We start from the raw sequence: 10,895 nt of genomic DNA on the forward strand, positions 1-10,895 counted from the left end.
TATAATAAATACGGTCAGCGATAACCACCGCTGGCAAAAATGAGGATACACCTTTATTGAACAAGTGTGACACCTTTAGTTGTTTAACTTATACAACCCTGGATGTAAAGGGCTCAAAAAGAACTTTACTAAATACAAAACAAGAGATTAAGCACAACATGGAAACAAAAACAGACATTCAATCGATAGACAATATTGAGTTAGTCTTTCTGACCATTGACGATTATAAGGAAATTAAAAATGCCATGCAGGAAGCCTACTCTAACATGCCTGAATCGTACTGGAAAGAACAGCATATCAAAACACTCATTGAGAAATTCCCTGAAGGCCAAGTGGGTATTAAAGTTGATGGCGAACTGGCCGGTTGTGCATTATCCATAATTGTTGATTATTCAAAATTTGACGATAAACATACCTACAACCAGATAACAGGAAACTACACCTTCAGTACGCATACGGCCAACGGCACTAAACTCTATGGCATTGATGTTTTTATCAGACCAAAATTCAGAGGCCTGCGACTGGGACGAAGGCTCTATGATTACCGCAAAGAGCTATGTGAAAAGCTCAACTTGAAAGGCATTGTTTTTGGCGGACGTATTCCCAACTTCCACCAGTATGCTCCCCATATGACTCCACGCGAGTACATTGATAAAGTAAGAAAAAAAGAGATACACGACCCTGTTCTTAACTTTCAGATGTCGAACGACTTTCACCCGGCACGTGTCTTGCAAGGCTATCTGGAAGGCGATAAAGAATCGAAGGAGTATGCCGTTTTGCTGGAGTGGGACAATGTGTATTACGAGAAAGAAACAGACACCGCCGCCAGTAAAAAAACCATTGTGCGCCTGGGACTGATACAGTGGCAAATGCGTCTTTATAAAGATTTTGAAGAGCTCATGCAGCAAGCTGAGTATTTTGTTGATGCTGTTTCGGGCTACAGGTGCGACTTTGCGCTTTTCCCCGAATTCTTCAATGCTCCGCTGATGTCGCGCTATAATCACCTTTCTGAACCGGAGGCCATTCGCAAACTAGCCGAATACACCGAAGATATAACAAAGCGCTTTGCTGAACTGGCCATCTCCTACAATATAAACATTATTACAGGCAGCATGCCCGAGATTGTAAATAACAACCTTTACAATGCCGGCTACCTGTGCAAAAGAGATGGCGGCATTGAGCGCTTCGAAAAACTGCACGTTACGCCCGATGAAGCTAAAGTTTGGGGCTTGCAGGGTGGTAACACCATCCAGACCTACGATACCGATTGTGGTAAAATTGGTATTTTAATATGCTACGATGTGGAGTTTCCGGAGCTAAGCAGACTATTGGCTGAAGATGGGATTGATATTTTGTTTGTGCCCTTTTTAACTGACACGCAAAATGGCTACTCGCGGGTAAAAAGCTGTGCACAGGCCAGAGCTATTGAAAATGAGTGCTATGTTGCCATTGCAGGCAGTGTTGGTAACCTGCCCAAAGTGCACAATATGGACATTCAATACGCACAGTCAATGGTATTTACTCCATGCGACTTTGCCTTCCCCACAAACGGTATAAAAGCAGAAGCAACGCCAAATACCGAAATGATCCTGATTGCTGATGTGGACATTGATAAACTCAGGGAACTCAATCAGCTGGGCAGTGTTCGAAACCTGAAAGACAGAAGAACAGATATCTACCAAATCAAGCGTACTGGCAAGTAGTGCCAATCAAATAGCAGATTAGCAAAGGTTCAACCCACGTGCGCAATAATTTATGAATAATAGATATAGTCGTTATCTGTTTTGTGTTAAAATTATGTAAATAAAGTACAAATTAATTTAATTCCCTTAACCGGAGGATAACGAGACGTAATTGCCCTTACATTTGCACGTTTAAAAGTTGAGCCTTATGAATACAATTTTCCGACCCAAGTTTTTTACACTACTAAAAAACGGGTTCTCAAAGCAGCAGCTTGCAAATGATGTAATGGCTGGAATTGTTGTTGGTATAGTTGCCTTGCCCCTGGCCATAGCCTTTGCGGTGGCCTCAGGTGTTTCGCCCGAAAAGGGACTGATTACCGCCGTTGTTGCAGGTTTTATTATTTCGTTTTTAGGAGGCAGCAGAGTGCAAATTGGTGGCCCTACTGGCGCTTTCATCATTATTGTGTATGGCATCATTGAACAGTATGGTATTGATGGCTTAATCATCTCCACCATATTGGCGGGCGTAATGCTCATTGTATTTGGTCTGCTAAAGTTGGGGACCATTTTAAAGTACTTCCCGCACCCGCTTATTGTAGGGTTTACAAGCGGCATTGCCCTGGTTATCTTCTCCACACAAATAAAGGATGCATTGGGCTTACCAATCGAAAAAGTACCGTCGGAGTTTCATGAAAAGTGGATGCTGTACTTTGCCAACTTTGGCAATATCAACTGGACCGCTTTTTTAATAACTGGAGCGACCATTCTGATTACGGTGTATTCAAAAAAAATCACCTCTCGTGTGCCAGGTTCATTTTTGGCCATACTAATCATAACTCCTATTGTTATCCTTTTCAACCTGGATGTTACAACCATTGAAACTTTTTTTGGTGCCATTCCTAACAAAATACAGATGCAAGTACCCGACTTTCAGCTCAGTGACCTGCACAACTATATTGCTCCAGCCATCACCATTGCCTTGCTGGGAGGTATTGAATCATTGTTGTCTGCCGTTGTGTCGGATGGAATGATAGGTGGCAGACACCGTTCCAACACCGAACTAATTGCTCAGGGCATTGCCAATGTGGTAACGCCTTTCTTTGGTGGAATACCTGCTACCGGAGCTATTGCGCGCACAGCTACAAACGTAAAAAACGGAGGCCGCACTCCTATTTCGGGCATGGTGCATGCCATTACCCTATTGTTTATCATGCTGTTTCTTGGGCAATGGGCAAAACTAATCCCCATGTCGTGCCTGGCAGGTATACTAATAGTTGTTTCCTACAACATGAGCGAATGGCGCTCATTTAAATCCATACTAAAAGGCTCCTACTTTGACACGCTCATCTTACTGTCTACCTTTTTTATCACAGTCTTTTTTGATTTAACACTGGCCATACAAATTGGTGTGGTTCTATCGGCCATCCTGTTTATGAAGCGCATGGCTGATATTAGTGATAAGCGGATAAACAATATTGTGGACAGCGACCTGATTGAGAATTACACTAATCTGCCTAAAGAGCTGGGGATATACGAAATAAGCGGCCCCCTATTTTTTGCCTCGGCACGAAGGTATTCTGAAGCTATTGAAGAAATAGGACTGAAATGCAAAGTATTGATTATTAGAATGAGACACGTTTCATTCATCGATCAAACAGGCTTGCACAACCTGAAAGATACCTTAGAAATACTGAAAAATAAAAACATCACTGTCCTATTATCTGGCGTTAATAAAGAGGTACGGGCAGATTTTGAAAAGCATAAGATAAATCAGCTGATTGCAGACGACAGCATCTTTGATAATTTCAACGATGCAACGGCCAAAGCCTGTGAACTCATATCGGGCAAGAGCTTACCAAGCCAGTCGTAAACAAACACAAACACAAAAAAACAAAAGCCTTGTTACCTTCACTAGCAGGGCTTTTTTTTATATCAGCCCAAATGATTAAAGGCATGGATTACCATGTCTGAGCATTTCAACTTCAGATTTAGGTTGATAATGAACATCAACATGATTGCATTGTTGAACTTTGGGATGTTTTTACGGATTAATACCGCATTCAAATATAGTAAGGGGGAAATTTAATGGAGTACAGACGCTTTGGGAAAACCAACAAAATGATTAGCACCATCACAATGGGTGGGATGCGCTTTAAGCAAGTATGGGATCAACCGCGCTATACTATTCCCAAAGACACACAAGAGCACTGTAACAGACTGGTGGATCTGGCACTCAAAAATGGCATCAATCATTTTGAAACAGCCTATGGTTATATTAAAAGTGAAACAGTATTTGGGCGTACGCTCAACCAGGAACTGAAAATCGATCGCTCCTCCTATTATTTAATGACCAAGGGGAACCCCATGACTGCTGATGACACACGCCGGCTGGTTGAAGAGCAACTTAAAACTCTGCAGACCGATTATTTTGATTTCTATGCCTGGCACGGCATAAATACGAATGAACTGGTGGATAAATCTTGCCGAAGCGGCGGTGCTGTGGAGGAACTGCACCGAATGAAAGAAGAAGGTCTTATTAAACATGTAGGTTTTAGTACGCACGGCTCGCTCGACACCATTATCAAAGCCATATCCACAGACCTGTTTGAGTTTGTTAACCTGCATTATTACTATTTTTACCAGCGCAACCGAGCTGCGATTGAACTGGCTCAAAGCAAAGACATGGGCGTATTTATCATTTCGCCCAACGATAAAGGGGGACAACTTTATAAAGCACCGGACAAAATTCGTAGTGCTATTCCGCATGCTACCCCCATTCAGTGGAACGCACGTTATTGTTTGAGTCACCCCGAAATACACACTTTATCGTTCGGCATGACTGAAGCCGCTCATTTTGAAGAGATGAATGGCATTTTTCCCAGCCACACGCCGCTTAACCCAGTGGATCAGCAAGCAAAAATACGCCTCGATCAGATGGCCGATGAGGATCCTTATACACATTTCGATGGCTATGATCTGGACCATGATTCGGGGCTGGATATTCCCCTTTTGTTGCACTGGCGCAAGCTATGGAAATGCTACGATCTGCTCGATTTTGCGAGGTACCGCTACAAAGAGTTAAAAACACCCAACCATTGGGTTCCCGGAGTGTTTGCTACCCCTGACGCCATTGATAAAATAGATTTCTCAAAAGTCCCCAAAGACATTCCTTTAAGAGACATACTGCATGAGATACATGAGGCGTTTTACATGGCACCCAATAAATACATTCCGGCAAGAAATACAAAAAACTCCAATTGAACCCTGCTGCGGAAGTTTTGTAGGACAGTACCGCACACATAAGCTAATTGGAGTTTTGATTAAGCTTGTATTAATAAATCCGCCTATTTGCCACTCAAGGTGAAAAAGGCGATCATCTCTTTCAGATTTTCTGACTGACTGGCTAACTCTTCAGCGCTGGAAGCCAATTCCTCAGCCGAAGCAGAGTTTTGCTGCGTCACATTACTTAGCTCTAGAATAGAGGCATTCACCTGTGTGGTCGCACTACTCTGCTCACTACTTGCAGCTGCAATTTCTTCGACCAACTGGGTGGTTTTCGCCACTTCGGGCAGCATTTTTTGAAGCTGCTCGCCCGCCTCTTCAGCCAGTAGAAGCCCATTAGCAGCACTACTTACAATTTCATCAGCCGCTGTTCGGGTATTTTCTGCCAATTTTCTTACTTCAGCAGCCACAACGGCAAAACCCCGTCCGTGCTCTCCGGCTCTTGCTGCCTCCACAGCTGCATTCAAAGCCAATATGTTTGTTTGAATCGCGATGTCATTAATAATGGATATACGTTCAGAAATAATCCGAATAGCCTCCAGGCTGGAAGTCGCTTTAGCGATTACATGATCGAGACCCATTTTAGCGCCTTGCGATATTTCTTTGGTGGTAATGGCGTTGCTGGTGTTTTGCTCAATATTGGCGGCAATTTCTTCGGTAGTTGATGAAATTTCCTCAACTGAAGCGGCTTGTTCACTGGCACCTCCCGATATTTGCTGTGCTGACGAACTCAGCTGCTCACTGGCCGAACTGATATTATTGGCACCTTCCTGTATACCAGCCACAACCGTTTTAACCTTCTCAACCATACGTAACATCGATGCCTGCAACGAACCAATTTCATCATGGCGCTGACTCAACTCAATGTGCTGATCTAAATCGCCGTCAGCAATAGCCCTCATCCGGTTACTGATTTGCTCCACCGGTTTTGTGATGCTTCTTGAGATATAAAAAATCACCCCAAGCATCACTAAAGTACTTATCAAACCTGTGATAAGCGTAAAATAAGTTAGGCGAGTGGTTTCTTCCAGTATCTCGTCACCCGGTATATCAATCATAACACTCCATGGCTTTTGCGAATTACCCAGATGCACAGGCGAAAAAACACGCGCAACCGTTTTATTTAAATAAGCAGATTCGGCTTGCAACAATAATACTTCTCCCGTTTTAACGGCTGCTGAAATATCATCGGTATAATCGACAAACAAAGTATCGATACGTGCACCTACCATACTGGCATCGGGGTGAGCCGCCGTAATCAGGTTATTGGTGATGATGGAGCCATATCCCGTTTTATAGGCCTTTACATTTCTGTTCACCTCCATCAGCTTTTCAAAATCCAAATCAATACCTAATACTCCTAAAAATTCACCATTGTCAATAATAGGCGTAATAACTGAAATGGTTGTTTCCATGTCATCATCACGTCCGGTAAAGCTATACTGGTATGGATCTTCCACATGCTGCTTGAGGGTTTTCTTTGGGATGGCGTAATAACTGTTTTTATACTCTTCGAGGTCATCATTACTCACAAAACTTTCAGTATCAGTTCCGTTATTTTGAAACGACAGCCGATCCCCTTCCCTAAAACAGGAAGCAGAGAAAAGCCCTAACTCCTGACCATACTTCGCGGCAAATTCTGCGTCTTTGTTATCAAAAGCATTAGCCTCCCACATTGTCCAAACGCCAAAATAGTTGTCGTTATTAGCCATACTGGCCTTGAGTAACTGCAAAACCAGATACCTGTCTGCGGAATTATTCTGCTTGAGTGTTAGCAGTGTTTGAGCCAGTGATTCGCTATTTGTAAACGCCTGCTCAAGATAACTTTCTATTTTTAAAGCTTCATCTTCACCAATGCTTTGTGATAGGTAAGCGGCATTAAATTTCGCCCTTGATAGTGTATTGTAAATAATCACCCCCAATGTAACACTAAACACAAATAGAAAAACTGAAATAATGTATAGATTCAGTTTCGCATTTAACCCTAATCGTCTCATAATAAAATATTATCTTTTCGTAAAATGTTGCTTAATCAAACTATAGTGAAAGAGTGGCCACCATAAAAGCACCTTTGGAGTGGGGATTAAGTGCAAAAATGACACTAAGTGGAAAACTAACATTGTTATTTACTGCCAGTTCGCGACTCACACCAATGCCCACATTAACAAAAGCAGCCTGGCTGGCATACATACCCCGCGCCGGTGTAAATCCCGAAAACAAACAAACCTGGTTCTCACCCATGGAGAAATTATACTGTGGCTCAATATAGGTCGAGTAAAAGGCTGCATTGTTGTCGTCCAAATCGGCACCATAAACAAATACCGCGGCTTCTACCGACAGCTGGCTTTTGAAGATATCAAACCATTCAACAAGTACTTCGACGGCGTGCGCCGATGTGGTTTGATTCCAGTTAAAGTACTGCTGTGAAACAGCTGACGAATCCACTACATTGAAGTTATCAGACACTGATAGCCGTAAATTCTCGTGCTGAAAAGACAGGTAAACATCAATTTCCTGATAGGGCTCTTCAGCAAACGAATATGAGCCCCAGGTACCAATAGTGAATGCGCCTTTACTTAATTCCAGGTACGGCTGAATAGAAGGCGATGAACTAAGACTCATGCCTCGCCAATAGAAACGCGATGTCAAATCCATTCCTACCGACATTGCGCTTTGTTCAGAATGACTCTGCGCATTAACACCATTCAGATGTGGTATAAGCATAAGCATAACTACCACAAGCCGAATAGCTTTAGTAAACAAATACATAAAAATCCCTTGTTAGTTTTCCCGACTAATTTTTAAATATAACAACCTATATTTTTGCTCTCAGCATCAATTCCTTAGGAAAGGCATACTGCTTGTTCAGAACAACAGTTAGCACTTTTTCCAACTCCTCCACAATTGACTGCTTAAGCACATAGCCCTTAAAACCTGCGCCAACAAGTTCTTCAAGACAAACCTGATCGTTATTAAAAGTAACTGCCACAAGCTTAATATCAGGAAAAAGATAGTTGATTCGTTTGCCTACCTCTATTCCATTAACTATTGGCATATTAACATCCAATAGAACGATGTCTGCAAGTCCGAGTTTGTCACTTTCAATAATGTCCCTACCATCACTAAAAGAATTAATCACCTCGAACTCTGGCATGGTGCTGAGCAAGTGCCTAAGCCCTTGCGCAAACTCATCACAATCATCAACTATGATTACCTTATAAGCCCCTGCGTTACTCATTGCCCTAATAACGCCAAATCACCAGTAAGGTTACGGGAATTGCCCTTTTTAGCAGTAGGGTTTTCCCTATTTCGGAACAAAGGAATCCCTATTGTGAGTTTATAGTTCGACAACCTGGTTTTTGATGGCCCAAACAATCAGTCCGGCGTTATTTTTCGTATTCGTTTTTCTCATCAGTTTTGTTTTCTGACTCTCAATAGCTTTTACACTTAAAAAGTGAGCTTTAGCCAGCTCCTTGTTGGTGTATCCCTTGCAAACCGATGCCAGCAGCTCTCTTTCACTTTGGGTCAATTCAACCGCTGAGGGGGAAATATTTGACGTTATTTCCCGTTCTGTGTTCAAGCTCGATGCAACCGCTTTGAGGAATTCATCTGAAAAATAAGTATGACCTGCATTAACCTCCCGAATGGCAAGCGCCAGCTCTTCTGCACTCATGTCTTTTAGTACAAAGCCTTTTGCCCCTTTCACGAACGCTTCTTTAAAAAAATTAACGTCATGGTACATGGTCAACATAATCACGCGCAAATGATCATCTTTAGCCATCGCTTTGCTTAATGCATCAAGTCCACCCAACAAGGGCATACTAATATCAACCAGTGACACATCATAGCGGTCCTTACTTAAGCTATTCAACCAGTCATTTCCATTGCTGAACTCTGCAACCACTTCCATATCTTCAGCCTCATTAATAAGCATTTTTATCCCCTCACGCACCATCGAGTGGTCCTCTGCAATAGCTATACGTATCATCTTTTTCATTTTGTATTCTGGAAGGTGATATCCACCTCCACTCCGCTCCCTTTTTCGGAATTAAAAACTATTTTACCACCAATCGAGTCAATGCGGTTAATGATATTTGTTAAGCCAAAACCCTTACTTCTTTCCCTTTCAAAATCAAATCCAACCCCATCATCCTTGTAACAAACTGATAGAGCGCCACCTTCGTCCCTAAAGGATATACTAATTTGCCCGGGTGAACCATACTTAATGGAGTTATTAATCAGTTCAACGAGTGCCCGATAAATGGCCAGCTCAATAAGTGGATCACTAATCTGCAACTGTTGGGTTTCGAGCGTAAATTCAACATTGCTTACCAGCTTAATATGATTTACAAATGACTCAGTTGCTTTCACAAGGCCATAATTTTGAAGTATCTGCGGACTGACATTATTGATGGTATTGCGAAGCTCTTTGATGGCCCCATCGATAAGACCATTTAGCTTATTACCCATTTGCGACTTATTCTCATCAACTGATGTTTTTATGAGTGTATGAGCATATATTTTGGCAGCCGAGAGCAATGGGCCAACACCATCGTGTAACTCCTGAGCAATTCGCTTATTTTCCTTTTCTTCCGCTTGCATCATTGTCTCAATAAGCAGGCGCCGTTTTTTCTTTTGCTCGGTCAAATCAACGAAAGCACATACGGCAGTATCCCCAAGAAAGGTATGGTGCACCTCGGCACTTTTTAAATGGCCATTTCTTGTCACAAAATTAGAGTACTCAATCGGCATTTGCTTTTGTGTTCCAAATCCATTCCGAATTTTATTATCAAATCTCTCTTGAAGTTGATTTCGCCTATCTACATCTGGATATAAGTAACGAAGCCAGTGGTCGAAATTGCTTATATCCTTTACCCCGTAACCAAAATACTGATAAAAAGCATCGTTGGAATAGCTAATTTCCTTATTAGACTTCAGGGTGGCAACAGGAATTGGCAGATGATCAAGAATCCTGTAGAACCGTTTCGAACTTTCGTGTTGTTCTTTGACCTTTTTAAGGTAAGCCATAAACGTTTTTCGAATTGCAAACCCACCAACCGCAATCACCAAAACCGTCAGCATAAAATCTGATACCCAAACCATTTCACTCTGAACAAGTAGATGTGGCGAAGAATAATATTGCACTTTCCCGCTTACATATAAATGCATAAACAGAAAAAAGTATAAAACAATAAATAGATTAATGCCTATTGCAAGACCTCTTTTCAGATAGAAAGTGGTTAAGCCAAATATTAGTATCATAAAATACTGGGCACCGCCAAATAATCCGAGATTGTAGATACTATAGAGGTTGCCATATAGCAAAACATAAAGCAAAAAGAACACCTTGACTTTTAAGTTGATTTTAGTTTTAAACACTGCAATTAACAGCAGACCTCCTAATGAGATGCTATGCAAAACAGTGACCACACCATCTGCCCAACCAAAGTACAACGCATAGGCATAGAGCGGTCCAACCAAAATAACGACAACACGATAAGCGAAATCAATCACCTCCTCTTTAACCGCATTAAATGAACTAACAACCTCTTTAAACGTGTAATCCAATCCCAAAGCTATCTCCTTTTTACCAGTTTACTCCCTTAACGAATATTCATGAATTTGGTTATAGCAATAGGTGTTAATTTTCCCATTTTAACCAATTGCAAAGAAAGAAATTAGCAATGCTATAACAAAGGCAAATTTAAAGGTAAAATTTATTCTTAGAAAGATTTTGAAGAGCTCCTGTGGTTAACACTAAACAATATTGCAAAAACCAAAAAAGCTCGTAAACCATATGATTTACGAGCTTCTGATTGCATTTGTTTGCTACTTCGTCGGGGTACCAGGATTCGAACCTGGGACCCCCTGGTCCCAAACCAGGTGCGCTAACCGGACTGCGCTACACCCCGAAACTAATTTTGAGCGGAG

8 protein-coding genes and 1 tRNA gene are annotated in these 10,895 nt (G+C 41.8%); 3 read left to right on the top strand and 6 right to left on the bottom strand.

Annotation, left to right across the window (positions count from 1 at the left end):
• The first annotated feature begins 158 nt into the window (after window positions 1-158).
• From ACSX1H_RS15305 to ACSX1H_RS15315, 3 genes are all read left to right on the top strand, one after another.
• Window positions 159-1,703 carry a carbon-nitrogen hydrolase family protein gene (locus ACSX1H_RS15305; RefSeq protein ID WP_439185100.1) on the top strand — a complete coding sequence of 515 codons (1,545 nt, stop codon included), beginning with the start codon at window positions 159-161 and terminating at the stop codon, window positions 1,701-1,703.
• A gap of 187 nt (window positions 1,704-1,890) precedes the next feature.
• Window positions 1,891-3,552, top strand: a complete 1,662-nt coding sequence (locus tag ACSX1H_RS15310; protein ID WP_439185101.1) for a SulP family inorganic anion transporter — start codon at window positions 1,891-1,893, stop codon at window positions 3,550-3,552.
• Between the two features lie 215 nt (window positions 3,553-3,767).
• Window positions 3,768-4,943, top strand: coding sequence for an aldo/keto reductase (locus tag ACSX1H_RS15315; protein ID WP_439185102.1), 1,176 nt, complete (start codon window positions 3,768-3,770; stop codon window positions 4,941-4,943).
• 83 nt (window positions 4,944-5,026) lie between these two features.
• On the opposite strand, the gene ACSX1H_RS15320 is transcribed toward ACSX1H_RS15315, so the two are convergent.
• From ACSX1H_RS15320 to ACSX1H_RS15345, 6 genes are all read right to left on the bottom strand, one after another.
• Window positions 5,027-6,961 (bottom strand): methyl-accepting chemotaxis protein, encoded by a 1,935-nt coding sequence (locus ACSX1H_RS15320; RefSeq protein ID WP_439185103.1) that lies wholly within the window; start codon window positions 6,959-6,961, stop codon window positions 5,027-5,029.
• 40 nt (window positions 6,962-7,001) lie between these two features.
• Window positions 7,002-7,733: a hypothetical protein gene (locus tag ACSX1H_RS15325; protein WP_439185104.1), complete on the bottom strand. Its 732-nt coding sequence runs from the start codon at window positions 7,731-7,733 to the stop codon at window positions 7,002-7,004.
• Between the two features lie 46 nt (window positions 7,734-7,779).
• Window positions 7,780-8,202, bottom strand: a complete 423-nt coding sequence (locus ACSX1H_RS15330; protein ID WP_439185105.1) for a response regulator — start codon at window positions 8,200-8,202, stop codon at window positions 7,780-7,782.
• A gap of 99 nt (window positions 8,203-8,301) precedes the next feature.
• On the bottom strand, window positions 8,302-8,952 hold the full coding sequence (locus ACSX1H_RS15335) for a response regulator transcription factor (RefSeq protein WP_439185106.1): 651 nt from the start codon (window positions 8,950-8,952) through the stop codon (window positions 8,302-8,304).
• Window positions 8,953-8,957: 5 nt separating this feature from the next.
• Window positions 8,958-10,538: a PAS domain-containing sensor histidine kinase gene (locus tag ACSX1H_RS15340; protein WP_439185107.1), complete on the bottom strand. Its 1,581-nt coding sequence runs from the start codon at window positions 10,536-10,538 to the stop codon at window positions 8,958-8,960.
• Between the two features lie 263 nt (window positions 10,539-10,801).
• Window positions 10,802-10,876 (bottom strand) — tRNA-Pro (locus ACSX1H_RS15345).
• Window positions 10,877-10,895 lie beyond the last annotated feature (19 nt).

The organism is Carboxylicivirga taeanensis (genome assembly GCF_051851475.1).
Lineage (GTDB): Bacteria > Bacteroidota > Bacteroidia > Bacteroidales > Marinilabiliaceae > Carboxylicivirga > Carboxylicivirga taeanensis.